The organism is Microbacterium gilvum, from assembly GCF_039543865.1.
Taxonomy (GTDB): domain Bacteria; phylum Actinomycetota; class Actinomycetes; order Actinomycetales; family Microbacteriaceae; genus Microbacterium; species Microbacterium gilvum.
Genome location: NZ_BAABKO010000001.1, coordinates 598,932 through 622,817 on the forward strand (window position 1 = coordinate 598,932; position 23,886 = coordinate 622,817).

Below are 23,886 nucleotides of genomic sequence, written 5' to 3' on the forward strand. Positions count from 1 at the left end.
CTTCCGAATCTCACGGGAAGACTTCGCTTGCGGATCGCACCGGATGTGCGAGGTGCGTCTCGGGCAAGACTTTCGTCGCGCCGCCAGTGGGAGAGCGCGCGACAGGGGACGCACCAAACGAATACATTACCCGATCGGATGCGCATCCGGCAAAAGCGGTCGCGCGGCGCGTCGGGTGTGTCGCGCCGTAGGCTGGTGCACCGTGACGATCCTCGTGGACACGGCCCAGTGGCCGGCGCACGGCAGGCTGTGGGCGCACCTCGTGAGCGACGAGAGCCTCGACGAGCTGCACGCGTTCGCGCTCGCGCACGGCGTGCCGCCGCGTGCGTTCGACCTGGATCATTACGACGTCCCCGACGACATGGTCGACCGCCTCGCCGCGGCCGGCGCACGTCGTGTCAGCGCGCATGAGCTGACGCGCGCCCTCATCGCCTCCGGTCTGCGGGTGCGTGCCCGCGACCGCCGGTAGGCGGCGCGGGCACGCGGCCGTCAGTCCGCCGACGGGGTGACCGGCACCGCTGTGCCGGGAAGGGCGGCCGTCGTCACGCGCCGCCGCGCGCGTCCCTGGCCGGGCGCCTTGGGCTCGGGCAGCGCGTCGAGCACGGAGTCGAGCAGGTGCGCGGCCTCCGACGCGGGAGCCACCGAGGCCGGCTTCTCGACGGCCCGCTTCTTGCGCGGACGACGGGGACGCTCACGGTCGTCGGCCGGAGCCTTCGTCCGCGGCCCCTCCGGCAGCGCGATGTCGAGGAGGTCCTTCGGCGCCTCGACGGGCGCCGGCGGTGCGTCGACCGCGGGCTCCTGCTCCTGGTCGTGCTTCGCGATCGTCGACGCGGCGATCTGGGCGAGCGCGGACTTCACCCCGTCGGTGATGACGTGAGCGGGCTGCGAGGGCTGGGCCGGCTGGGCCGGGGCGGGGTTCGACCCGCGCCCGCGGCGCCCGCCGGCGTTCGAGCCGCCGCCGTTCGAGCCGCCGGCGGCCCGGTGCTTGACGACGGGGTCGTGGTGCACGATGACCCCGCGGCCGGCGCACACCTCGCACGCCTCGCTGAACGTCTCGAGGAGACCGAGCCCGAGCTTCTTGCGGGTCATCTGCACGAGGCCGAGAGAGGTGACCTCGGCGACCTGGTGCTTCGTGCGATCGCGGCTGAGGCACTCCACGAGACGGCGCAGCACGAGGTCGCGGTTCGACTCGAGCACCATGTCGATGAAGTCGACGACGATGATCCCGCCGATGTCGCGCAGACGCAGCTGGCGCACGATCTCCTCGGCCGCCTCGAGGTTGTTCTTCGTGACGGTCTCCTCGAGGTTGCCGCCGGAGCCGACGAACTTGCCCGTGTTGACGTCGACGACCGTCATCGCCTCTGTGCGGTCGATGACGAGCGATCCGCCCGACGGCAGCCACACCTTGCGGTCGAGCGCCTTCTCGATCTGCTCCGTGATGCGGAAGTCGTCGAAGGGGTCGCCCTCGCCCTCGTAGTGCGCGACGCGGTCGAGGAGGTCGGGCGCGACTCCCGTGAGGTAGTCGACGATCGTGCGCTGCGCCTCGTCCCCCTGGATGAGGAGCTTCGTGAAGTCCTCGTTGAACACGTCGCGGATGATCTTGACGAGCAGGTCGGGCTCGCTGTGGAGGAGCGCCGGCGCGCTGCCCTTCTGCACGAGCTCGGTGATGTGCGCCCATTGCGCCGTGAGTCGGTTGACGTCGCGGGTGAGCTGCTCCTCCGTGGCGCCCTCCGCCGCGGTCCGGACGATGACGCCCGACGACTCCGGCAGCACCTTCTTGAGGATCTTCTTGAGGCGTGCGCGCTCGGTGTCCGGCAGCTTCCGCGAGATGCCGTTCATGGCACCGCCCGGCACGTAGACGAGGTAGCGGCCGGGAAGCGAGATCTGGCTCGTGAGCCGCGCGCCCTTGTGGCCGACGGGGTCCTTCGTGACCTGCACGAGCACGCGGTCGCCCTGCTTGAGCGCGAGCTCGATACGGCGCGGCTGGTTGCCCGTCTCGACGGCGTCCCAGTCCACCTCGCCGGAGTAGAGCACCGCGTTGCGTCCGCGGCCGATGTCGACGAACGCCGCCTCCATGCTGGGGAGCACGTTCTGCACACGTCCCAGGTAGACGTTCCCGATGAGCGACGCGTCCTGGTTGCGTGCGACGTAGTGCTCGACGAGCACGTCGTCCTCGAGGACGGCGATCTGGATGCGGCCGTTCTTCGAGCGCACGATCATCTGGCGGTCGACGGCCTCGCGGCGCGCGAGGAACTCCGCCTCGGTCACGACGGGACGGCGCCGGCCGGCCTCCCGGCCATCCCGACGGCGCTGCTTCTTCGCCTCGAGGCGGGTCGAGCCCTTGATGCGCTGCGGCTCGGTGATGACCTCCACGACGCGCTGACGGCGCCGCTCCTCCTGGGGGGCGTCATCGGCGGGCTCTCCCCCGCGACGCCGACGGCGCCGCGACGACGACGAGCGGCCGCCGACCTGCTCCTCCGCCTCGGGCTCGGGGAGCGCCGGAAGCGCGGCGAACTCGGGGGCGTAGAAGTGGAGCGCCGTCGTCACCTGCGACACGAACTCCGCCGGCAGGAGGCCGAGCGAGACGGCCGTCACGGGCTCCGGCTCCTGTTCCTCTGCGAGCGTGCTGTCGGCGGCCGCGGCCTCGCCGGCCTGCGTGGCGTCGTCCGCGGGCGTGTCCGCCTGCGGAGCGTCATCCCCAGGCGCCTCGGCCTGCGGAGCGTCGTCCGCCGCTGCGGTCTCGGCCTGCTCGACGAGGTCGGCCGGGGCCCCGCTCGTCGTCGTCTCCGCCGCCTCGCCTGCGGCGTCTGCCACGGTGTCGAGCGTTCCGTCTGTGTCGTTGTTCACTTCAGCCATCGCTGGCGCACTCCCTGCGGGGCGGATATCCGCCCGAGATCCTCATGCGGTCGCACACTGCGCGACCGCGAACTCCATCGGTTTGCGACCGGCGATTCCGCTCTGGCCGCGCGGGGCAGCCGTTGCCCCGAAGTCTTGTCACTCCCCGCGATCCCGACGCCGTCGGCATGCGCGTTCCGGCCATTATCTCATCCCGCGCCGCGGATCGGGGATCATCGTGCCCAGGCAGGCTCCGCTGGGAGCGCGCTCCAGCGCCCGATGCGATAATCCGGGCATGCCGGAGACCCGTTCCCGCCCCACTGCCCTCGCCGTCTGGCTCGTCCTCGCCGGTGCCGTGGGATGGTGGGCCGCCTTCTCGCTCACCCTCGAGAAGCTGCACGTCCTGGAGAACCCGGGCGCGGCGCTCGGCTGCGATTTCAACGTGCTCGTGCAGTGCGCACGCAACCTCGACTCCTGGCAGGGAGCCGTGTTCGGGTTCCCGAACCCGCTGCTCGGTGTGGCGGGCTGGATGGCGCCCGTCGTCGTCGGGATGGCCGTGCTCGCGGGCGCGCGCTTCTCCCGGTGGTTCTGGGCGCTGTTCACCCTCGGCATGACGTTCGCCTTCGGTCTCGTCTGCTTCCTCATCGTGCAGAGCATCTTCGTGATCGGAACGCTCTGCCCGTGGTGCATGGTGACGTGGGTCGTGACCATCCCGTCGTTCTACGCCGTCCTGCTGCACAGCATCCGCATCGGCGCGCTCCCGCTGCCCGCTCGGATCCGGTCCGGCGCGGACGCCCTCATGGGATGGCTGCCCCTCCTCGCCGTGCTGAGCTACGTCGCGATCGCGGTGGCGGCCCAGCTGCGGCTGGACGTGCTGTCCTACCTGTTCTGAGGGACCGCCGCAGAGAGTCGACGGGGCGCCCGGCCGCGGCCGGGCGCCCCGTCGACCGGCGTCAGGCGAACCAGATCGCGAGCTCGCGCTCCGCCGACTCGGGGCTGTCGGAGCCGTGGACGAGGTTCTGCTGGACGGCGACCCCCCAGTCGCGACCGAGGTCGCCGCGGATGGTCCCGGGCGCCGCCGTCGTCGGGTCGGTCGTGCCGGCGAGCGAGCGGAAGCCCTCGATGACGCGGTTGCCGGCGACGCGGATCGCGACGACGGGCCCCGACAGCATGAACTCCAGGAGCGGCTCGTAGAACGGCTTGCCCTCGTGCTCGGCGTAGTGCCGCGCGAGCAGGTCGCGGCTCGGCTCGACGAGCTTGAGGTCGACGAGCGAGTAGCCCTTCGCCTCGATGCGCGCGAGGATCGCGCCGGTGAGGCCGCGGGCGACGCCGTCGGGCTTGACGAGGACGAGGGTCTCTTCGGTGGCCATGGGACTGCCTTTCTGTCGAAGGAGGGGTCAGGCGGCGTCGGCGTCCCGCTGAGCGGCGAGCCGGCGCTCGATGCGCGCCCCACCGATCGTCGCATACGCCCACATGCCGCCGAACACGAGGGTCACGAGGAGGATCGCGGGAACGAGGATCGCGCCGAGTGCCGTGACCGCCTGGAGCACCCAGCCGAGGGCGATCGCCCAGCGGTGCCGGAGCAGTCCGCTCAGCGCGATCATGAGCACGGCGACGACGGCGCCCGCGACGATCGCCCACCACGGCGCGACGCCCTCGGGGAGCGCGCGCAGGCCGTACACGGCGAGGCCGGCGAGGAAGACGATGATCGCCTCGAAGCCGAGCACGACCGACCCCGCCTTCTCGGGCAGCCCGCGGGGTCGGCGCTGGCGGGGCGCGGGGGACGTCATGCGCCGGCCGCCGGCTTCCACTCGTCCTCCTCGGCGAGGACGACCGCCTCGCCGGCGAGGACGACGGAGCCCACGATCGCGACCGCGCGCTTCTCGCCCTGCTGCGCCCACGCGCGCGCGGCCTCGGCCGCGTCGTACAGGCCGGGGTGCACAGTGGCACGCAGCCCCGCCGCCTCGACGAGATCGGCGAGGTGCTCGACGTCGGCGGCACGGTCGGACGAGGGAGCCGTGGCGAACACGTGCGCGGCGACGGGAGCCAGGGCCGCCACGATGCCCGCCGCGTCCTTGTCGTCGAGGACCCCGAGCACGATCCCCCACTCGTCGAAGTCGAAGGACTCCTCCAGCGCCGCCGCGAGCGCGCGGGCGCCGTGCGGGTTGTGCGCGGCGTCCACCACGACCGTGGGCTCGACGCCGACGAGCTGCAGGCGTCCGGGAGACGTGACCTGCGCGAGAGCCTCCGTGACGATGCCGCCCGCGATCGGCTGACGCCCGTCGCCGATGAGGGCCTCCACGGCCGCGATCGCGACCGCGGCGTTCTGGCCCTGATGACGGCCGTACAGCGGCAGGTACTCCTCGTCGTACACGCCCGCGAGGCCGCGCACGGAGATGAGCTGCCCTCCCACGGCGAGCCGGTCGTCCGTGAGCGCGAACTCGGACCCCTCGAACGCGATGCCCGCCCCCTTCTCGGCGGCGACACGGCGCAGCACGCGCTCGGCGTCGGGATGCTGCGCCGCCGCGACGACGGCGGCACCGGGCTTGATGATGCCGGCCTTCACCTCCGCGATCTCGGAGATCGTCGAGCCCAGGCGCGACACGTGGTCGATGTCGATCGGGGTGAACACCGCCACGTCGCCGTCCGCCGTGTTGGTCGAGTCCCAGCTCCCGCCCATCCCCACCTCGAGGACGAGGACGTCGACCGGCGCGTCGGCGCACGCGGTGAACGCGAGAACCGTCAAGAGCTCGAAGAAGGTCAGCCGGGCATCCCCCCGCGCCTCCAGCTCGGCATCCACGATGCCGACGAACGGCTCGATCTCCTCCCATGCGTCCGCGATCGCGTCGTCCCCGATGGGCTCGCCGTCGATGAGGATGCGCTCGGTGAAGCGGGTGAGATGCGGGCTCGTGAAGAGCCCCGTCCTCAGCCCATGCGCCCGGATGAGGCTCTCCACGATCCGCGCCGTGGACGTCTTGCCGTTCGTGCCCGTCAGGTGGACGACCCGGTAGGTGCGCTGCGGGTCGTCGAGCAGTTCGAGGATGCGGCCGACGCGCTCCACGCGCGGCTCCACCCACTGCTCCCCCGCGCGTCCGAGCAGGGCCTCGTAGACGGCGTCGGCACGGTCGCGGGCGCTCATGCGGCGCTCCCGACGCGCGTCACGGAGACGACGACGTCGCCGGCGTTCGCGTACGTCCCCGCCCCGACCGTCACGACGTGCTCGCCGGCACCGGCGTCCGAGCCGTCGACGAGCGCGTGCTCGACCGCGAGGGTCTCGCCGGCCACGTCGGCGGCGTCCCAGGCCGCGCGCACGGCTGCCGCGTCATCCGCGGACGCGAACGCCAGGGTCAGACGGATGCGGTCGCTCACCTCGAAGCCGGCGGCCTTGCGGGTGTCCTGCACGGCGCGGATGACGTCGCGCGCGAGCCCCTCCGCCTCGAGCTCGGGGGTCGTCGCCGTGTCGAGGAGCACGAATCCGCCCGACGGGAGCGTGGCGATCGCCTCGCCATCCGGGCGTCCGGAGGTGTCGAGCGCGAGCTCGTACTCCCCCGGCTCGAGCCCGATGCCGTCGGCCGTCACCACGCCGTCCTCGTCCGTCCACAGGCCCGCCTTGGCGGCCTTGATGACATGCTGCACCTGCTTGCCGAGGCGCGGCCCCGCGGCACGGGCGTTCACCGTCAGCCGGTGGGAGATGCCGTAGCGCGCGGCGGTGTCGCCCTGCAGGTCGACGAGCTCGACCGACTTGACGTTGAGCTCGTCCCGGAGGATCTCCTCGAACTGGGCGAGCGCCTGCGCGTCCGCCGTGACCACGGTGAGGCGCGCGAGCGGCAGGCGCACGCGCAGCCCCTCCTTCTTGCGGAGCGCGTTGGCGACGCTCGACGCCTCGCGGACGGCGTCCATGGCCGTGCGGATGTCGGCGGCGTCGGCGAAATCGGCGGCGTCCGGCCAGTCCTCGAGGTGCACGCTGCGGCCCCCCGTGAGGCCCTGCCACACGCGCTCCGCCACGAGCGGGATGAGGGGCGCGGCGACGCGCGTGAGCGTCTCGAGGACGGTGTAGAGCGTGTCGAACGCCTCCCGGCTGCGCGGGTCGTCGGTGACGCCCTGCCAGAAGCGGTCGCGCGAGCGACGGATGTACCAGTTCGTGAGCACTTCGGCGAAGTCGCGCAGCCGCTCGGATGCGGTCGTCGAGTCGAGCTGCTCGAGGTCGGCGGCCACGTCGCGGACGAGGTCGCCCGTGCGCGCGAGGATGTAGCGGTCGAGCACATCCCGCGAGTCGGTGCGCCACTCGGCGGCGTACCCCGCGCCATCCCGCCCGGACGTCCCGCCGCCCGCGGCGTCGACGCCACCCGCGCAGGCGGCATTGGCGTACGTCGCGAAGAAGTACCACGAGTTCCACAGCGGCAGCAGGAACTCCCGGACGCCCGATCGGATCCCCTCCTCCGTGACGACGAGGTTGCCCCCGCGCAGCACGCTCGACGACATCAGGAACCACCGCATGGCGTCGGAGCCGTCGCGGTCGAACACCTCCGACACGTCGGGGTAGTTGCGGAGCGACTTCGACATCTTCTGCCCGTCGTTGCCGAGGACGATGCCGTGGCACGAGACGCCCGTGAAGGCGGGGCGGTCGAACAGCGCGCCGGAGAGCACGTGCATGACGTAGAACCATCCGCGCGTCTGCCCGATGTACTCGACGATGAAGTCCGCCGGCGAGTGCGAGTCGAACCAGTCCTTGTTCTCGAACGGGTAGTGCACCTGCGCGAACGGCATCGAGCCGGAGTCGAACCAGACGTCGAAGACGTCCTCGATACGCCGCATGGTGCTGCGCCCCGTGGGATCGTCGGGGTTCGGCCGCGTGAGCGCGTCGATGTACGGGCGGTGCAGATCGACCTCGCCCCGCTCGTTGCGCGGAAGCGCCCCGAAATCGCGCTCCAGCTCCTCGAGGGAGCCGTAGGCGTCCACGCGCGGGTGGTCGGGGTCGTCCGACTTCCAGACCGGAATGGGCGAGCCCCAGAACCGGTTGCGGCTGATCGACCAGTCGCGCGCGCCCTCGACCCACTTGCCGAACTGGCCGTGCTTGACGTTCTCCGGAGCCCACGTGATCTGCTCGTTGAGCTCGACGAGGCGGTCCTTGACCTCGGTGACGCGGATGAACCAGCTCGACACGGCCTTGTAGATGAGCGGGTTGCGGCACCGCCAGCAGTGCGGGTAGGAGTGCTCGTACGACTGCAGGCGCAGAAGCCGGCCGTTCTGGCGCAGCAGGCGCACGAGCGGCGTGTTGGCGTCGAGCCACAGCTCTCCCGCGACGTCGGGCACGGTGGCGAGGAAGCGGCCGTCGTCGCCCAGCGACACGATCGTGGGGATGCCGGCGGCGTCGGCCAGGCGCTTGTCGTCCTCGCCGTACGCGGGGGCCTGATGCACGACGCCCGTGCCGTCTCCCGTCGTCACGTAGTCGTCGACGAGGATGCGCCAGGCACCGGCCGTCCCCCACTCCTCGACGTCGGCGAAGTAGTCCCACAGCCGCTCGTACGAGACGTCGCGCAGGTCCTCCCCCGTCACGCGCGTTCGGACGGCCGCGCGCGCGGCATCGGCGTCGTCGTAGCCGAGGTCCTTCGCGTAGCCGCCGAGGAGCTCCTCCGCGAGGAGGAACTCGGCGCCCTCGGCGCCTTCCGCGACGCCGCCGGGCCCTGCGGGCACGACGGCGTAGACGATCGCCGGCCCCACCGCGAGCGCCATGTTGGTCGGCAGCGTCCACGGGGTCGTCGTCCAGGCGAGCGCGCGGACTCCCTCCAGCCCGAGAGCGGCGGCCTTCTCGCCCACGAGGGGGAACGAGACCGTCACGGACGGGTCCTGGCGCATCTTGTAGACGTCGTCGTCCATGCGCAGCTCGTGCGTGGAGAGCGGGGTCTGATCGCGCCAGCAGTAGGGAAGCACGCGATAGCCCTCGTAGGCGAGTCCCTTGTCGTAGAGGCTCTTGAACGCCCAGAGCACGCTCTCCATGAAGGTCGTGTCGAGCGTCTTGTACCCGCGGTCGAAGTCGACCCAGCGCGCCTGACGCGTGACGTAGTCGCGCCACTCGCGCGTGTAGGCGAGCACGGACTCCCGAGCCTTCGCGTTGAACGTGTCCACGCCCATCGCGAGGATCTCGTCCTTCTCTGTGATGCCGAGCTGCTTCATCGCCTCCAGCTCGGCGGGAAGGCCGTGGGTGTCCCAGCCGAACACCCGGTCGACCTTCTTTCCGCGCATGGTCTGGAAGCGCGGGAAGAGGTCCTTCGCGTATCCCGTGAGCAGATGGCCGTAATGGGGCAGGCCGTTCGCGAAGGGCGGGCCGTCGTAGAACACCCACTCCTCGGCACCGTCGCGCTGCGCGATCGATGCCCGGAAGGTGTCATCCGCCTCCCAGAACGCGAGCACGTCGCGCTCGACGTCGGGGAACCGCGGGCTCGGCACGAGGGGCTCGGCGGCGGGTCCGAACGAGGACTTCGGGTAGGTCATCTCACTCCAGCAGTTCCGTAGGGACTGCGAGGACGACCCGCTGCCGATCGCCCGGCAGGGCCGCGGTACCACCCCGCGTTGCGCCGCACGCGGCGCCTCTCTCACTGCGGCTGTGACGGGCCTGCCCCGCGCGGTTCTACTGGGGTCCTTGCGTTCCCGTTCTTCCGCGAGCTCCCCGGTGATGGCCGGATCGGTGCCGTTGCGCACCATCCTATCGCGCATGCGCCGACGGCGCGCCTGTCCGTATGGCGGCCGCCGGGCGTGAGCCGCACACGCGGGGGCCGTAGGCTCGCAGGATGGCCAGGAAGCAGGACCGCCCGATCGCGCCGCGCGTGAGCGCGCCCGACCTGCCCGCGCGACTCGACGACGGCGAACCGCGCTCCCGTGCCGATCTGCACCGGCAGCGTCTCGACGGCCTGACGGGGGACGTCGATCTCGAGCACGCATCGCTCGAGGAGTGCGCCGTGCCCTCCCCCGCCGTCGAGACCCTCTCCCTGCGGGGCGCGACGCTCGTCGACGTCGCGGTGACGGACATCCGAGCCGTCTCGGTGCGCGGGCGCGACACGACCATCCGCCGCGTCGCTATCACGGGAGGGCGCATCGGGACGCTCGATCTCGCCGACGCGCGCATCGCCGAGCTGGAGCTGCGCGACGTGCGCATCGACTACCTGTCGCTCGCCGGCACACGGGCGGAGGACGTCCGCATCGTCGACTGCGCCATCCGCGCGCTGGATCTGCCGCAGGCGCAGCTGACGAGGGTCGCATTCGAGGGCTCGCGCACCGACGAGCTCGACCCCCGCGGCATGCGGGCAGCCGATCTCGATCTGCGGGGCCTCGATGTCGCCGCGTGCCTCGACGTGCTGGCGCTGCGCGGGGCGACCCTGACCGAGGATCAGGTGCGCGCGCTCGCGCCCGCCTTCGCCTCGGCGGTGGGGATCGACGTCCGCGGCTGATCAGTCGAGCAGCGCGCGCGATTCCTCCGTCTCGTACGAACGGGACAGGTCGTCGGGCACCTCGTTCACCTGCACGAGGCACCCGTCGGGATCGGCGACCTCGAAGTAGCGCCCGAACGTCTCGTCGAGGATGGCGCCGGGCGCGTGGCCGTGCGCTGCGAGTCGGGCGCGGACGGCATCGAGCTCGCCGTCGTCGACCGTCACCTGGAACGACACCTCGCGGCTCTTGCCCGCCGATGCGATGTGCAATCCGACGGCGCCGCCGGACCCGGTGAGCGATGCCCACGTGCGACTCGTCTCCTGTGTGCGCTCGTCGAGGCCGAGCAGGGCGTAGAACGCCGTGCTCGCGGCCACGTCGGCCACCATCCGTATGGGTGTGATGCGCGTCATGACGCCCCCTTCTCGATCTCCGCGCGCAGGACGCGTTCGACGAGCGCCGACAGGCTCACGTTCTCGTCGATCGCGCGGTGCTTGACCGCCCGTACGAGATCGCGAGGCAGGTACACGTTGAACTGCGCCTTCTCGCTTGCTTGCATGCTAGCAATGTAGCGCACTAGGTCGCGTGGTGTCGAGGGGCGGCGTGGTGTCGAGGGGCGGCGTGGTGGAGCGCGTCGCGTCGCCGCGAATCGGGGCGAAACCCGCGACGATCGCCGCGAATCGGGGCGATACTCGGCCGCACGGGAAGGATGGTCGCCGCGATTCGGGGCGAAACCCGCGACGGTCGCCGCGAATCGCGGCGAGAGTCCGCAGGAGGTCCGTCCGGACCCTCGCATGTCAGGACCGGAGTTCGACCGCGACCCGGAGGTCGTTCAACAGGCGGCGCGGATCATCGAGATCGGCCTGCGTGACCGGGATGTAGATCCATCCGAGAGCTTCGAGGCGTCGGCGACGCGCCTGGTCGCGCCGCCACTGCGCCTTGTCGCGGTGATGATCGCCTTCGTATTCGATGGCGATCTTCAGTCCCACGATCGCCAGGTCCACGCGTGCGACGAAGCCGCCTTCTCCGTCGCGCACTTCCACGTTGCATCGGAACGGTCCGAATCCGCTGGTGATGAGAAGCACCCGCAGCTCGGACTCCTTGGGCGACTCCGAGGCGGGATCGAGAAGCTCCAGCGCTCGGCGGAGCACGGCGCTGCGCCGCCTTGCGGGAACACGCTCGACAGCGCGGCGGATGGCCTCGGCGCCGACGATGCGAGCGGCCGCGTCTCCGACGGCGACGAGTTCGGCGAGCGTGAGGTCCTCGGCGAGATCGCAGAACGTGCGTGCCGGCGAGGTGACGGGAAGGCCTGAGCGCTCCACGACCTCGTCAGGATGCAGCGCGCGCTCGTGACCTCTGATCCGCCGGCCACGTCGAGCGCGGACTCCGACAGGAGTAGTGACGTGGACACGGTCCTCGGCGGTGATCCGCCTCGGCACGGGGAGCGGAGCCAGCTGCGCTGCGGTGCCGTGGCTGAACACCGCGCATGAGGGCAGGGTCAGCAGGATGGCCCGGCACACGCTCACGACATCGCGCCGCGCGACGGGCAGCCGGATGCCCTGGGCGGGGATCCACAGATCGGATGCCCGCAAGCGCGCGGGCGAGGCCTCCGGCACATCCCGCGCCCGAAAGGCGCGACCGGCGACGCGGGCGGGAAGGGGATCAGGTCGACGGGACATGCCGTCGACTCTGGCCGCGTCGGGTCGGCCGCGGCGCGCCATCCACAGGGGCACCAGCCGCCGCGCGGAGGATCGTCGCCTGTGCACGCCTGAACGGGCTCCTCAGCCAGCCGCGGAGCGCGCGCATGGCCCAACCCGTCGCCGCGGCGCGCGCGGATGGCCCAACCCGTCGCCGCGGTTCAGGGCGAAACCCGAACCGGTCGCCGCGAATCGCGGCAACCCTGGCGGCCAGGTGCGATCTGTCGCCGCGAATCGAGGCGACACCCGCTTCAGTCGCCGCGAATCGCGGCGAAGAGCCCGCCGCCCCACTCGCCGGCGCTCCCGACCCGCCCCGGTAGACTGACGGCGCATCCACACTCAGGCACGCAGACACCGTGCCGCATATACGTCAGGAGAACCATGGCCATTCCCGACAAGCCCGCGCTCGAAGGACTCGAGGCGAAGTGGGGTGAGACCTGGGAGCAGGACGGCACCTACCGCTTCGACCGCGACGCCGCACGCGCGAAGGGCCGCTCCGGCGTCTTCTCGGTCGACACGCCGCCGCCGACGGCGAGCGGCAGCCTCCACATCGGCCACGTGTTCTCCTACACCCACACGGATGTCAAGACGCGCTTCGAGCGCATGCGCGGGAAGACGGTGTTCTACCCGATCGGCTGGGACGACAACGGCCTGCCGACCGAGCGCCGCGTGCAGAACTACTACGGTGTGCGCTGCGACCCGTCGCTCCCCTACGACCCCGACTTCACGCCGCCGTTCGAGGGCACGACGAAGTCGATCAAGGCCGCCGATCAGATCCCCGTCAGCCGCCGCAACTTCATCGAGCTCTGCGAGAAGCTCACGGTCGAGGACGAGAAGACCTTCGAGGACCTCTGGCGCACCCTCGGCCTCTCGGTCGACTGGACGCAGACGTACCGCACGATCTCCGACGACACCATCCGCACGAGCCAGCTCGCGTTCCTCCACAACGTCGAGCGCGGCGAGGCCTACCAGGACCTCGCCCCGACGCTGTGGGACGTCGACTTCCGCTCGGCGATCGCGCAGGCCGAGCTCGAGGACCGCGACCAGCAGGCCGCGTACCACCGGCTCGCGTTCGCGAAGACGGATGGCACGGGTGCCATCCGCATCGAGACGACGCGTCCCGAGCTCCTCGCCGCGTGCGTCGCCCTCGTCGCGCATCCCGACGACGAGCGCTACCGCCCCGTGTTCGGGACGACCGTGACGACGCCCGTCTTCGGCGTCGAGGTCCCCGTTCTGCCGCACCCGCTCGCCCAGCCCGACAAGGGCTCGGGCATCGCGATGATCTGCACCTTCGGCGACGTGACCGACATCATCTGGTGGCGCGAGCTCGACCTGCCCAACCGCACGATCATCGGCAAGGACGGCCGCATCGTCGCCGATGCGCCCGAGGCGATCACCTCGGACTCGGGTCGCGCAGCGTTCGCGGAGCTCGCGGGGAAGACCGTGTTCAGCGCCAAGAAGCGGATGGTCGAGCTCCTCGACGAGGCCGGCGCGCTCGAGAACGTGTCGGCGCCGTTCACGCACCCCGTGAAGTTCTTCGAGAAGGGCGACCGCCCGCTCGAGATCGTCTCGACGCGCCAGTGGTACATCCGCAACGGCGCTCGCGACGCGGAGCTGCGCGCGAAGCTGCTCGAGCTCGGAGCGCAGATCGACTGGCACCCCGAGTTCATGCGCGTGCGCTACGAGAACTGGGTGAACGGCCTCACCGGCGACTGGCTCGTGTCGCGGCAGCGCTTCTTCGGCGTGCCGATCCCGGTCTGGTATGCGCTCGACGAGAACGGCGAGCGGGACTACTCCCGCGTGCTCGTGCCCGACGCCGCCTCCCTCCCGGTCGACCCGTCGAGCGATGTGCCCCCGGGCTACACGGAGGAGCAGCGCGGCGCGGCAGGCGGCTTCGAGGCCGAGACGGATGTCTTCGACACGTGGGCGACCTCGTCGCTCACGCCGCAGCTCGCGGGCGGATGGCGGCGCGACGCCGAGCTGTGGGACCTCGTCGCCCCGTTCGACGTGCGCCCCCAGGGGCAGGACATCATCCGCACGTGGCTCTTCTCGACGCTGCTCCGCAGCGCCCTCGAGGACGATCGAACACCGTGGGCGCACGCCGCGATCTCCGGCTTCATCGTCGACCCCGACCGCAAGAAGATGTCGAAGTCGAAGGGCAACGTCGTCACGCCCGCCGACATCCTCGAGAAGCACGGCTCCGACGCGGTGAGGTACTGGGCGGCTTCCAGCCGCCTCGGCACGGACGCCGCGTTCGACCCGCAGAACCCGACGCAGATCAAGATCGGCCGCCGCCTCGCCATCAAGGTGCTGAACGCCGCGAAGTTCGTGCTCGGCTTCGAGGCCCCTGAGGGCGCCGAGGTCACCGAGCCCCTCGATCTGTCGATGCTCGCGACGCTCGACGGCGTGATCGCGCAGGCGACGGCTGCCCTCGAGGCCTACGACCACGCTCGCGCACTCGAGGTGTCGGAGGCGTTCTTCTGGACGTTCTGCGACGACTACCTCGAGCTCGTCAAGGAGCGCGCCTATGCGGGCGGCGCCGCCGGCGCGTCCGCCGCCGTCGCCCTGCGCTCCGCGCTCTCGACGCTGCTGCGGCTGCTGGCGCCCGTGATCGTGTTCGCCGCCGAGGAGTCGTGGTCATGGTTCCAGGAGGGCTCCGTGCACACCGCGGGATGGCCCGAGGCCGGCGGCCTCGAGGGAGACCCGGCGGTGCTCGCCGTCGCGAGCGAGGCGCTCATCGGCGTGCGCCGTGCGAAGACGGAGGCGAAGGCCTCGCAGAAGACCGCCGTCGCGACGGCCGTCATCGCCGCGCCGGCCGACAAGGCCGCCGCGCTCCGGCTCGCGGCCGGCGACCTCCGCGCCGTCGGCCGCATCGCCGACCTGGAGATCGCGGATGGCGACGCACTCGCCGTGACGCGCATCGAGCTCGTCGAGACGCCGGAGGCGTGATGCAGCTCGGAACGCGCTGGGCGGCGGGCACGGTCCCGCCGCGCAGCGTGCCCGAGGAGCTCCGCACGGCCATCCGCGAGGTCGAGGCGGACCCCGCCGCGACCGGGTCGTGGACGCTCACGTGGTTGGAGGGCCGCCCGATCGTCGAGCTCGACGCCGGCTGGGAGCTGTCGCTCGGGCCCGACGGCTCGGTCTCCGTCGAGCGCTTCTGACACGGGCGCACGGTCGCATCGGCCGTCCCTCGCCTGGATAGGCTGACGGGATGACCGATGCGACCGCGTTCAACCCCCTGCTCGCTCCGTCCCCGCTCCCCTACGGCATCCCCGACTACGCGGCGATCGAGCCCGGCCACTACCTTCCGGCGTTCACGCAGGCGTTCGCGGAGCATCGCGCCGAGATCGAGGCGATCGCCTCGTCGCCGGACGAGCCGACGTTCGCCAACACCGTCGAGGCCCTCGAACGCGCGGGCGATTTGCTCGACCGCGTCTCCCGCGCCTTCTACACCGTGAACTCCGCCGACGCGACGTCGGCCATCCAGGAGATCGAGGAGACGCTCGCGCCCCTCATGTCGGCGCACGCCGACGCGATCGCACTCGACGGACGGCTGTTCGCCCGCATCACGGCCATCCGCGACCGTCTCGACGAGCTCGACCTCACGCCCGAGCAGCGTCGGCTCGTCGAGCGGCTCCACATCGAGGCCGCGCACGCGGGAGCGGCCCTCGACGACGCCGCGAAGGAGCGCCTCACGGCCCTCAACGCGCGCCTGTCCGTGCTCACGAGCCGCTTCGAGAAGAACCTCCTCGCCGACACCAACGACCTCGCGGTCGTGGTCGACGACGTCGCCGAGCTCGACGGCCTCGGCGCGGGCGAGCTCTCCGCCGCGGCGGACGCCGCCCGCGAACGCGGACTCGACGGCACCCACGTCATCACCCTCACCCTGTTCACGGGTCACCCCTACCTCGCGTCGCTCACATCGAGGGATGCCCGTCGCCGGCTGCTCGAGGCATCCCGCAGCCGCGCGCATCGCGGCAACGCGAACGACAACTCCGAGACCGTGCGCGAGATCGTCCGGCTGCGCGCCGAGCGCGCCGAGCTGCTCGGATACGCGTCGCACGCCGCCTACGTGACGAGCGACGAGACGGCGGGAACGCCCGAGGCCGTACAGGCCCTCCTGCGCGAGCTGGCCGTCCCCGCCGCGCGCAACGCCCAGCGGGAGAAGGCCGCGCTGCAGCGGATCGCCGGCGACGCGCCCGTCGAGGCCCACGACTGGGCGTTCCTCACGGAGAAGGTCCGGCAGGCGGAGTACGACATCGACACGGCGGCGCTGCGCCCGTGGTTCGAAGCGGAGCGCGTGCTGCACGACGGCGTCTTCCGCGCCGCGCAGGAGCTGTACGGGCTCGCGTTCCGCGAGCGTGCGGACCTCCCGGGCTATCACCCCGAGGTCCGCACCTTCGAGGTGATCGACGCCGACGGCGCACCGCTGGGGCTGTACCTGCTCGATCTGTACACGCGGGACACGAAGCGCGGCGGTGCGTGGATGAACTCCCTCGTCGCGCAGTCCGACCTGCGCGGCACGCGTCCCGTCGTCGTGAACAACCTCAACGTCGTGAAGCCCGGTGCCGGGCAGCCCACGCTCCTCACGCTCGACAACGTCACGACGCTGTTCCACGAGTTCGGCCATGCCCTGCACGGGCTCTTCGCGCACGTGACCTACCCTCATTTCGCCGGCACCGCGGTCCACCGGGACTTCGTCGAGTTCCCCAGCCAGGTGAACGAGATGTGGATCCTCTGGCCGGAGATCCTCGCCGCCTACGCCGTGCATCACGAGACCGGAGAGCCGCTGCCCGCCGAGGTCGTCGAGCGTCTCCGCGCGAGCGAGGCGTTCAACAAGGGGTTCGAGACGAGCGAGTACCTCGCCGCCGCGTGGCTCGACCAGGCCTGGCACTCGCTGTCGTCGGCGGAGGCAGCCGCCGTCACCGACGTCGCGGCGTTCGAGGCCGCGGCCCTCGCCGAGATCGGCCTCGACGACCCGGCCGTGCCGACGCGCTACTCGTCGACGTACTTCCAGCACGTGTTCGCCGGCGGATACAGCGCCGGGTACTACTCGTACATCTGGGCCGAGGTGCTCGACGCGGACACCGTCGAGTGGTTCCGCGAGAACGGCGGGCTCGTGCGCGCCAACGGCGACCGCTTCCGCAGCCGGCTGCTCGGGGTCGGCGGCGCGAAGGACCCCCTCGAGGCCTACCGGGACTTCCGCGGCCGCGACGCCGACATCGCCCCGCTCCTGACCCGGCGGGGCCTCGGCGGCTGACGTGCGGCGAGTGGCCGGGGCGAGTCCCGGCCTCTCCTCGACTCAGGCGCTCTTCTTGCGCTGGCGCAGGACGACCGTCGGCGCCGCGCCGTCCTCGACGGCGGCACGCGTCACGACGACCTTCGCGACATCGTCCGTGGAGGGGATCTCGAACATGATCGGCCCGAGCACCTCCTCGAGGATGGCCCTGAGCCCTCGTGCGCCCGTCTTGCGGCCGACGGCGAGATCGGCGATGGCGCGGAGCGCGTCCTCCTCGAAATCGAGGTCGACGCCGTCGAGCTCGAACATCCTCTGGTACTGCTTCACGAGCGCGTTCCGCGGGACGGTCAGGATCTCCATGAGCGCGTCCTGATCGAGCGCGCCGACGGACGCGATGACGGGGAGGCGGCCGATGAACTCGGGGATGAGCCCGAACTTGTGGAGGTCCTCCGGGAGGACCTCCGAGAACAGCCCGCCCTCGTCGCGCTTGTCCTGCAGCGGGGCGCCGAATCCGACCCCGTGACGGCCGACACGCGCGGAGATGATGTCCTCGAGGCCGGCGAACGCGCCGGCGACGATGAACAGCACGTTCGTCGTGTCGATCTGGATGAACTCCTGGTGGGGGTGCTTGCGTCCGCCCTGCGGCGGCACGGAGGCGACCGTGCCCTCCAGGATCTTCAGGAGCGCCTGCTGCACGCCCTCGCCCGAGACGTCGCGCGTGATCGAGGGGTTCTCCGCCTTCCGGGCGATCTTGTCGATCTCGTCGATGTAGATGATGCCGGACTCCGCACGCTTGACGTCGAAGTCGGCGGCCTGGAGGAGCTTGAGGAGGATGTTCTCGACGTCCTCGCCGACGTAGCCGGCCTCCGTCAGCGCCGTCGCGTCGGCGACAGCGAACGGCACGTTGAGGCGCTTCGCGAGCGTCTGCGCGAGGTAGGTCTTTCCGGAGCCGGTCGGTCCGAGCATGAGGATGTTGCTCTTGGCGATCTCGACGTCATCGGCCTTCTGATCGGCCGGCTTGATCTCGCCGCGGGCGCGCACGCGCTTGTAGTGGTTGTAGACGGCGACCGCGAGGGCGCGCTTGGCGGGCTCCTGCCCGATGACGTACTCCTCGAGGAATCCGAAGATCTCGCGGGGCTTGGGCAGATCGAACTCCGCGACGTCGCCGTCGGCGCTCGACTCGGCCATCCGCTCTTCGATGATCTCGTTGCAGAGCTCGACGCACTCGTCGCAGATGTACACGCCGGGACCGGCGATCAGCTGCTGCACCTGCTTCTGGCTCTTGCCGCAGAAGGAGCACTTGAACAGGTCGGCGCTCTCACCGATGCGTGCCATGGGTCGTCTCCTCCTGGAATACCGGGCGGGTTGTGTCCGAGCCTAGTCGAGCCCGCGGACACCGGCCGCGACCGACGCGGCCGGAAAGCGGACGCCCCGGTGCACGCTGTGCATCGGGGCGTCCGCGGGACGGGTCACTTCGCGAGCGGCGTGCGCTTGCGCGTCGTGAGCACCTGGTCGACGAGGCCGTAGGCGACGGCCTCCGATCCGCTGAGGATCTTGTCGCGGTCGATGTCCTTGTGGACCTCCTCGACCGTCTTGTTGGAGTGCTTCGCGAGGGTCTCCTCGAGCCACGTGCGCATGCGGAGGATCTCCGCGGCCTGGATCTCGATGTCCGAGGCCTGGCCGTGACCCGACTCGCCCACGGCGGGCTGGTGGATGAGCACGCGCGCGTTGGGGAGCGCGAGGCGCTTCCCCGGCGCGCCTGCCGCGAGCAGGACGGCCGCGGCCGACGCCGCCTGGCCCAGCACGACGGTCTGGATCTGGGGCGAGATGTACTGCATCGTGTCGTAGATCGCCGTCATCGCGGTGAAGGATCCGCCGGGCGAGTTGATGTACATGATGATGTCGCGGTCGGGGTCCTGGCTCTCGAGCACGAGGAGCTGCGCCATGACGTCGTCGGCCGAGGCGTCGTCCACCTGCACGCCGAGGAAGATCACCCGGTCCTCGAACAGCTTGTTGTACGGGTCCTGGCGCTTGTAGCCGTAGGCCGTGCGCTCCTCGAACTGCGGGAGGATGTAGCGGCTCGACGGGACCTGGAAGCCCTGCGGCGTGCCGGCGATGTACGGGGTGTTCATCTGCTCTGTCGTCCTTGTCTCTCGCCTCAGTTCGCGTCGCGGTCGGTGCCGCCCGCGCCCGCCACGTCGGCCGCGTGCTCGCGGATGAAGTCGACGAAGCCGTACTCGAGGGCCTCCTCGGCCGTGAACCAGCGGTCCCGGTCGCCGTCCTCGTTGATCTGCTCCACGCTCTTGCCCGTCTGCGCCGCCGTGATCTCGGCGAGGCGGTTCTTCATCGACACGATGAGCTCGGCCTGCGTCTGGATGTCGCTCGCGGTTCCTCCGAAGCCTCCGTGCGGCTGGTGGAGCAGGACGCGCGCGTTGGGCGTGATGTAGCGCTTGCCCTTGGTGCCGCTCGTGAGCAGGAGCTGGCCCATGGAGGCCGCCATGCCGATGCCGACCGTCACGATGTCGTTCGGGACGAACTGCATGGTGTCGTAGATCGCCATGCCGGCCGTGATCGAGCCGCCGGGCGAGTTGATGTACAGGTAGATGTCCTTCTCGGAGTCCTCCGCGGCGAGAAGGAGGATCTTGGCGCAGATCTCGTTCGCGTTCTCGTCGCGCACCTCCGAGCCCAGCCAGATGATGCGGTCCTTGAGAAGCCTGTCGAAGGCACTCTGTGCCAGCAGCGGTTCGGCCATGAAATCACTCCGTTTCGGTGATGCGTCGAGATCGACCCTACCGGCGCGATTTCGGCGTCCCGGCCGTGTTCGCCCTGGGCATAGCACCCGCCTCCTCCCCCTTCCGCCGGGCGGTCGCGGGGCGTTACCGTGGGGCCATCAGAGCGGATCCCGCAGGCGGCTCCGCCCGAGCGCCGTCCGGGAGCGCGGACGGAGGCGGCATGCTCACCTGGCCCGGACGGCCGTATCCGCTCGGCGCGTCGTTCGACGGCGACGGCACGAACTTCGCGCTGTTCAGCGAGGTCGCCGAGCGCGTCGAGCTGTGCCTCGTCGACGACCGGGGCGGCGAGACCCGCGTCGAGCTGCGCGAGGTCGACGCCTACGTCTGGCACGCCTACCTTCCCGGGGTCGTGCCGGGTCAGCGATACGGGTACCGCGTGCACGGCCCGCACGATCCCTCGCGAGGGCTGCGGTGCAATCCGGCGAAGCTCCTCGTGGATCCCTACGCGAAGGCGCTCTCGGGCACCATGGACGGACATCCCTCGCTGTACGACTACGAGTTCGACCGCCCGGATCGCCGCAACCTCGACGACTCGGCCGGGCACACGCTCCTCTCGGTCGTCGTGAACCCCTACTTCGACTGGCGCGACGACCGGCCGCCGGCCGTCCCGTACGAGCGCACCTTCATCTACGAAGCGCACGTGAAGGGCCTCACCCGACTCCACCCCGAGGTGCCGGACGAGCAGCGCGGCACCTATGCCGCGCTCGCGCACCCGGCGATCGTCGCTCACCTGCTGCGGCTCGGGGTGACGGCCGTCGAGCTCATGCCCGTGCACCAGTTCGTGCACGACGACCTCCTGCTCCAGCGGGGACTGCGCAACTACTGGGGATACAACACGATCGGATTCTTCGCGCCGCACGCGGAGTACTCGTCGTCGGGAGACCGCGGCGGGCAGGTGCAGGAGTTCAAGGGGATGGTCCGCGCGCTGCACGCGGCGGGCATCGAGGTCATCCTCGACGTCGTCTACAACCACACCGCAGAGGGCAATCACCTCGGACCCACGATCTCGTTCAAGGGCATCGACAACGCCGCGTACTACCGCCTCGTCGACGGGACGCCGCAGTACTACATGGACTACACCGGGACCGGGAACAGCCTCAACGTGCGCAACCCGCATGCGCTCCAGCTCATCATGGACTCGCTGCGCTACTGGGTGACCGAGATGCACGTGGACGGCTTCCGCTTCGATCTCGCCTCGACGCTCGCGCGCGAGTTCTACGACGTCGACCGGCTCTCGAGCTTCTTCGAGCTCGTCCAGCAGGACCCCGTGGTCTCGCAGGTGAAGCTCATCGCCGAGCCGTGGGATGTCGGGCCCGGCGGCTACCAGGTCGGCAACTTCCCGCCGCAGTGGACGGAGTGGAACGGCACGTACCGCGACACCGTGCGCGACTTCTGGCGCGGCGAACCCGCGACGCTCGGCGAGTTCGCCTCGCGGATCACCGGATCCGCCGACCTGTACGAGACGTCGGCGCGGCGCCCCGTCGCCTCCATCAACTTCGTCACGGCTCACGACGGGTTCACGCTCTCCGACCTCGTCTCCTACGACGCGAAGCACAACGACGCCAACGGCGAGGGCGGCCGCGACGGGGAGTCGCACAACCGCTCGTCCAACCACGGCACGGAGGGGCCGACCGCCGATCCCCGCGTGCTCGAGGTGCGGGCTCGTCAGCAGCGCAACCTGCTCGCGACGCTCCTCCTCTCCCAGGGTGTGCCCATGCTCCCGCACGGCGACGAGCTCGGCCGCACGCAGGAGGGCAACAACAACGCCTACGCGCACGACTCCCCGCTCACCTGGGTGCACTGGGAAGCCGCCGACGAGCCGCTCATCGCCTTCACCGCCGCGGTCTCGGCGCTGCGTCGACGCCATCCGGTCTTCCGTCGCGTGCAGTTCTTCGACGGACGTCCCGTCCCCCGCGCGAAGGGCGACCCGCTCCCCGACGTCGCGTGGCTCACTCCGGAAGGCGCGTCGATGTCGGCGGACGACTGGGAGACGGCCTACGCCCGCTCCATCGGCATGTTCCTGAACGGACAGGGCATCGCCGGCCGCGACGCCCGCGGGGGCCGCATCGTCGACGCGCACTTCCTCATCTGCTTCAACGCCGACGCAGAGCCGGTCGCGTTCACGCTCCCGCCGGACGAGTACGCGGCGCGGTGGGAGATCGTGCTCGACACGGCGGCGCTGCCCGGGACCGCGCCGCTCGCGGCCGGCGCGCGCATGGATGTGCCCGGTCGCTCGATGCGCGTGCTGCGCGAGGTCGGCCCGCCCGACGTCGCCGTCGATCCGTCGCCCGCGGCCTCGGTCCGCCGCCAGCTCGAGCGGATGGCCGTCCCCGGAGCCCGCGCACCGAGCGCTCCCCAGACGCGGAGGCCTCCGGAGACGCCGGAGGGGGCGGGTGCCGTCGCGGCACCCGCCCCCTCCGGGACGCTCTAGCTGGTCACTCCGCGTCGGCGGCGGGCTCCGCCTTCTTGCGCGACGCGCGCTTCTTCGGCTTCTCCTCGACGGGAGCCTCCTCAGCGGGAGCATCCTCAGCGACGGGCTCGTCAGCGGCCTCGGCCTCGTCGGCCTCGTCCGCCTCGGGCTCGTCGTCGACGGCCGCGAAGTCGCTCACGTCGACCGGGTTGCCGGCGGTGTCGACGACCGTCGCCTTGCCCAGGACGATCGCGATCGCCTTGTTGCGCGCGACGTCTCCCATGAGCGAGGGCAGCTGGTTGCCCTGCTGCAGCGCCTGGATGAAGTCCTGCGGGGACATGCCGTACTGGCCGGACGCCTGGATGAGGTACTGCGTGAACTCGTCCTGCGAGACCTGAACCTCGAGCTGCTCGGCGATCGCATCGAAGAGGATCTGCGTGCGGAACTGCTTCTCGCTCGCCTCGGTCACCTCTGCGCGGTGCTCATCGTCCTCGAGCCGGTTCTCCTGCTCGAGGTGGCGGTGCACCTCGTCCTCGATGAGGCTCGCGGGCACGGGGATCTCCACGGCCTCGATGAGCTGCTCGACGAGCTTGTCGCGCGCCGCGGAGCCCTGCGAGAACGCGCCGCGCGTGGCGGCCGTCTCCTTGAGCGAGTCGCGCAGCTCGGCGATCGTGTCGAACTCGCTCGCCATCTGCGCGAAGTCGTCGTCGGCCTCCGGCAGCTCGCGCTCCTTGACGGCCTTCACGACGACGGAGACCTCGGCCTCCGCGCCGGCGTGCTCGCCGCCCACGAGCGTGGAGCGGAACGTCGTGTCCTCGCCCGCCGTGAGCGACTCGACGGCCTCGTCGATTCCCTCGAGCAGCTCGCCGGAGCCGACCTCGTACGACACGCCCTCTGCGCGGTCGATCTCGGCGTCGTCGATCTTCGCCACCAGATCCAGCTCGACGAAGTCGCCCTTCGCGGCGGGGCGCTCGACGGGCACGAGGGTGCCGAAGCGGGCGCGCAGCGTGTCGAGCTCCTCGTCGATCTTCGCGTCGTCGATCTCGACGGCGTCGACCGTGACGGTCAGGCCCTCGAACGACGGGATCTCGAACTCGGGGCGCACGTCGACCTCGACGTCGACCACGAGGTCGCCCGAGAAGTCCTTGTCGCTGGGCCACTCCACGATGTCCGCCTGCGGGCGGCCGAGGATCTTCACGTCGTTCTCGGCGACGGCGGCGCGGAAGAAGGTGTCGAGGCCCTCGTTGACGGCGTGCTCGATGACGGCGCCGCGGCCGACGCGCTGGTCGATGATCGGAGCGGGAACCTTGCCCTTGCGGAAGCCCGGCACCTGGACGTCGCGGGCGATGTGCTCGTACGCGTGCTCGATGCTCGGCTTGAGGTCCTCGGGGCTGACCGTGATGTGCAGCTTGACCCGCGTCGGGCTCAGCTTCTCGACGGTGCTGTTCACCATGCTGGTTCATTTCTCCTTGTGACGGCCCCGCGCCGATG

The 23,886-nt window shown here is 70.9% G+C and carries 19 protein-coding genes; 8 read left to right on the forward strand and 11 right to left on the reverse strand.

The window, feature by feature from the left end; genetic code table 11:
* Positions 1-202 precede the first annotated feature (202 nt).
* Positions 203-469 carry a DUF4031 domain-containing protein gene (locus tag ABD998_RS03100; protein WP_345435817.1) on the forward strand — a complete coding sequence of 89 codons (267 nt, stop codon included), beginning with the start codon at positions 203-205 and terminating at the stop codon, positions 467-469.
* Positions 470-489: 20 nt separating this feature from the next.
* On the opposite strand, the gene ABD998_RS03105 is transcribed toward ABD998_RS03100, so the two are convergent.
* Complete coding sequence (locus ABD998_RS03105; protein ID WP_345435819.1) at positions 490-2,856, reverse strand: Rne/Rng family ribonuclease; 2,367 nt, start codon at positions 2,854-2,856, stop codon at positions 490-492.
* 274 nt (positions 2,857-3,130) lie between these two features.
* On the opposite strand from ABD998_RS03105, the gene ABD998_RS03110 reads away from it, so the two are divergent.
* A complete protein-coding gene (locus tag ABD998_RS03110; protein ID WP_345435822.1) occupies positions 3,131-3,727 on the forward strand; it encodes a vitamin K epoxide reductase family protein in 597 nt (198 codons plus the stop codon).
* A gap of 61 nt (positions 3,728-3,788) precedes the next feature.
* Here the strand turns inward: ABD998_RS03110 and ndk are convergent, their stop codons facing one another.
* From ndk to ileS, 4 genes are read right to left on the reverse strand one after another with little or no spacing between them, the layout of a single operon-like run.
* Positions 3,789-4,205, reverse strand: coding sequence for a nucleoside-diphosphate kinase (gene ndk / locus ABD998_RS03115; RefSeq protein WP_345435824.1), 417 nt, complete (start codon positions 4,203-4,205; stop codon positions 3,789-3,791).
* A gap of 27 nt (positions 4,206-4,232) precedes the next feature.
* Entirely contained in the window at positions 4,233-4,625 is a 393-nt protein-coding gene (locus ABD998_RS03120) for a DUF4233 domain-containing protein (RefSeq protein WP_345435826.1), read from the reverse strand.
* On the reverse strand, positions 4,622-5,974 hold the full coding sequence (locus tag ABD998_RS03125) for a bifunctional folylpolyglutamate synthase/dihydrofolate synthase (RefSeq protein ID WP_345435828.1): 1,353 nt from the start codon (positions 5,972-5,974) through the stop codon (positions 4,622-4,624). The genes ABD998_RS03120 and ABD998_RS03125 overlap by 4 nt, the downstream gene beginning before the upstream one ends.
* Positions 5,971-9,327 carry an isoleucine--tRNA ligase gene (ileS, locus tag ABD998_RS03130; RefSeq protein ID WP_345435830.1) on the reverse strand — a complete coding sequence of 1,119 codons (3,357 nt, stop codon included), beginning with the start codon at positions 9,325-9,327 and terminating at the stop codon, positions 5,971-5,973. Before ileS ends, ABD998_RS03125 begins: the two co-directional genes overlap by 4 nt.
* Before the next feature lie 296 nt (positions 9,328-9,623).
* On the opposite strand from ileS, the gene ABD998_RS03135 reads away from it, so the two are divergent.
* The gene (locus ABD998_RS03135) at positions 9,624-10,280 is read left to right on the forward strand and encodes a pentapeptide repeat-containing protein (RefSeq protein ID WP_345435832.1); all 657 of its coding nucleotides are present in this window, start codon (positions 9,624-9,626) and stop codon (positions 10,278-10,280) included.
* On the opposite strand, the gene ABD998_RS03140 is transcribed toward ABD998_RS03135, so the two are convergent.
* Both ABD998_RS03140 and ABD998_RS03145 read right to left on the reverse strand, forming a co-directional pair.
* On the reverse strand, positions 10,281-10,670 hold the full coding sequence (locus ABD998_RS03140) for a VOC family protein (protein ID WP_345435834.1): 390 nt from the start codon (positions 10,668-10,670) through the stop codon (positions 10,281-10,283).
* The gene (locus ABD998_RS03145) at positions 10,667-10,816 is read right to left on the reverse strand and encodes a ribbon-helix-helix protein, CopG family (RefSeq protein WP_345435836.1); all 150 of its coding nucleotides are present in this window, start codon (positions 10,814-10,816) and stop codon (positions 10,667-10,669) included. Before ABD998_RS03145 ends, ABD998_RS03140 begins: the two co-directional genes overlap by 4 nt.
* Positions 10,817-11,051: 235 nt before the next feature.
* On the opposite strand from ABD998_RS03145, the gene ABD998_RS03150 reads away from it, so the two are divergent.
* The 4 genes from ABD998_RS03150 to ABD998_RS03165 all read left to right on the forward strand — a co-directional run bounded on the left by ABD998_RS03150 (position 11,052) and on the right by ABD998_RS03165 (position 17,214).
* Positions 11,052-11,570 (forward strand): hypothetical protein, encoded by a 519-nt coding sequence (locus ABD998_RS03150; RefSeq protein WP_345435838.1) that lies wholly within the window; start codon positions 11,052-11,054, stop codon positions 11,568-11,570.
* A gap of 765 nt (positions 11,571-12,335) precedes the next feature.
* Positions 12,336-14,903, forward strand: a complete 2,568-nt coding sequence (gene valS, locus ABD998_RS03155; protein ID WP_345435840.1) for a valine--tRNA ligase — start codon at positions 12,336-12,338, stop codon at positions 14,901-14,903.
* Positions 14,903-15,115, forward strand: a complete 213-nt coding sequence (locus tag ABD998_RS03160; protein WP_345436912.1) for a hypothetical protein — start codon at positions 14,903-14,905, stop codon at positions 15,113-15,115. The genes valS and ABD998_RS03160 overlap by 1 nt, the downstream gene beginning before the upstream one ends.
* 50 nt (positions 15,116-15,165) lie before the next feature.
* Complete coding sequence (locus ABD998_RS03165; protein ID WP_345435842.1) at positions 15,166-17,214, forward strand: M3 family metallopeptidase; 2,049 nt, start codon at positions 15,166-15,168, stop codon at positions 17,212-17,214.
* Positions 17,215-17,256: 42 nt separating this feature from the next.
* On the opposite strand, the gene clpX is transcribed toward ABD998_RS03165, so the two are convergent.
* The 3 genes from clpX to ABD998_RS03180 all read right to left on the reverse strand — a co-directional run bounded on the left by clpX (position 17,257) and on the right by ABD998_RS03180 (position 19,945).
* Positions 17,257-18,528, reverse strand: coding sequence for an ATP-dependent Clp protease ATP-binding subunit ClpX (gene clpX, locus ABD998_RS03170; protein WP_345435844.1), 1,272 nt, complete (start codon positions 18,526-18,528; stop codon positions 17,257-17,259).
* Positions 18,529-18,662: 134 nt separating this feature from the next.
* A complete protein-coding gene (locus ABD998_RS03175) occupies positions 18,663-19,325 on the reverse strand; it encodes an ATP-dependent Clp protease proteolytic subunit (RefSeq protein ID WP_345435846.1) in 663 nt (220 codons plus the stop codon).
* 26 nt (positions 19,326-19,351) lie between these two features.
* A complete protein-coding gene (locus tag ABD998_RS03180; RefSeq protein WP_345435848.1) occupies positions 19,352-19,945 on the reverse strand; it encodes an ATP-dependent Clp protease proteolytic subunit in 594 nt (197 codons plus the stop codon).
* 200 nt (positions 19,946-20,145) lie between these two features.
* Between ABD998_RS03180 and glgX the strand changes: the two genes are divergently transcribed.
* Complete coding sequence (gene glgX / locus ABD998_RS03185; RefSeq protein ID WP_345435850.1) at positions 20,146-22,416, forward strand: glycogen debranching protein GlgX; 2,271 nt, start codon at positions 20,146-20,148, stop codon at positions 22,414-22,416.
* A 4-nt stretch (positions 22,417-22,420) separates the two neighbouring features.
* On the opposite strand, the gene tig is transcribed toward glgX, so the two are convergent.
* Positions 22,421-23,848, reverse strand: a complete 1,428-nt coding sequence (gene tig, locus ABD998_RS03190; RefSeq protein WP_345435852.1) for a trigger factor — start codon at positions 23,846-23,848, stop codon at positions 22,421-22,423.
* Positions 23,849-23,886 lie beyond the last annotated feature (38 nt).